1 pseudogene is annotated in these 573 nt (G+C 35.1%); it reads left to right on the top strand.

The annotated features are described in order from the left end of the window. Nucleotides 1-573, top strand: a pseudogene (locus AMO19_RS03465) (UDP-N-acetylglucosamine 1-carboxyvinyltransferase); the annotation flags it as partial.

The raw sequence follows: 573 nt of genomic DNA on the forward strand, positions 1-573 counted from the left end.
AAAAGATGGGGAATATCTTAAAGAATTTGGGAGTGAATTTAGTTCGTAAAAACAACCAACTAGAAATAGATCCAAAAACTATTTCGATTAAAGAACTTCCATATGAACTTGTTAAAGGATTAAGAGCTAGTTTCTTTTGTATAGGTGCACTATTAACTAAATTTGGAGAAGCTCAAGTACCTTTACCAGGTGGATGCAATATTGGTACAAGGCCAATAGACGAGCACATTAATGGATTAATCGCATTAGGAGCAGACATTATTATTGAAGATGGAATTGTAAAGGCAAAAACAAGGGGGAACAAAAATAGACTTCATGGCACTCACATTAAATTAAATTGTCCAAGTGTAGGTGCGACTGAAACTTTAATAATGGCAGCATCTTTAGCCAAAGGAAGAACTACTATTGAAAATGCTGCTAGAGAGCCTGAAGTTCAAGATTTATGCCAAATGCTTAATAAAATGGGGGCAAAAATTTATGACTCCGGTAAAGAAACAATTATTATTGATGGTGTTAATAAGCTTGGCGGCTGTACCCATAAAGTAATTCCTGACCGAATAGAAGCTGGAACTT

Origin of the sequence: Prochlorococcus marinus (assembly GCF_001180245.1) — a bacterium.
Lineage (GTDB): Bacteria > Cyanobacteriota > Cyanobacteriia > PCC-6307 > Cyanobiaceae > Prochlorococcus_A > Prochlorococcus_A marinus_F.